At 40.4% G+C, this 539-nt stretch carries 1 protein-coding gene; it reads left to right on the top strand.

Features of this window, described 5'->3' with window-relative positions:
- Nucleotides 1–78: 78 nt before the first annotated feature.
- Nucleotides 79–539: IS607 family transposase (locus JMX48_RS14025; protein WP_201538781.1), on the top strand; the 461-nt coding region annotated here is incomplete at its 3' end.

Here is a 539-nt window from a genome sequence, read left to right as displayed (position 1 = left end):
CAGCTAAATAAAATATATCTAATTATACTTATTTCTATCTATAATAGATAAATTGTATTGTAAGATAGAGTTGGGGATATGGGAAAACTTGTTAGTATTGGGGAGGCGGCCAAGCATTTCGGGGTTGCTCAATCCACATTACGGCGTTGGGATGAGGATGGCACGTTGGTTGCCAAGCGAACAGAAAATGGTCACAGGCGGTATGATTTAAGTGAAATTAGACCACACCCTTTAAATACACCACCCAAGTTGGATCGAAAAACCATTACTTACGCTCGCGTGTCAAGTCATGACCAAAAAGATGATTTACTTCGCCAAGCTCAGGTTTTGGAACTTTACTGCGCCAAACAAGGTTGGGTTTTTGAAACCATAACCGATCTTGGTAGTGGCATGAGTTATAAGAAAAAAGGCTTACAGACCTTACTGAATGATATTCTTGATAACAAGATTGAACGATTGGTCATCACCCACAAGGACAGATTATTACGCTTTGGTGCCGAGCTTGTCTTTATGATATGTGAAGCGCGTGATGTTGAGGT

This window comes from Psychrobacter immobilis, from assembly GCF_904846225.1.
Lineage (GTDB): Bacteria > Pseudomonadota > Gammaproteobacteria > Pseudomonadales > Moraxellaceae > Psychrobacter > Psychrobacter immobilis_F.
This window is presented reverse-complemented; position numbering and strand designations above follow the sequence as displayed.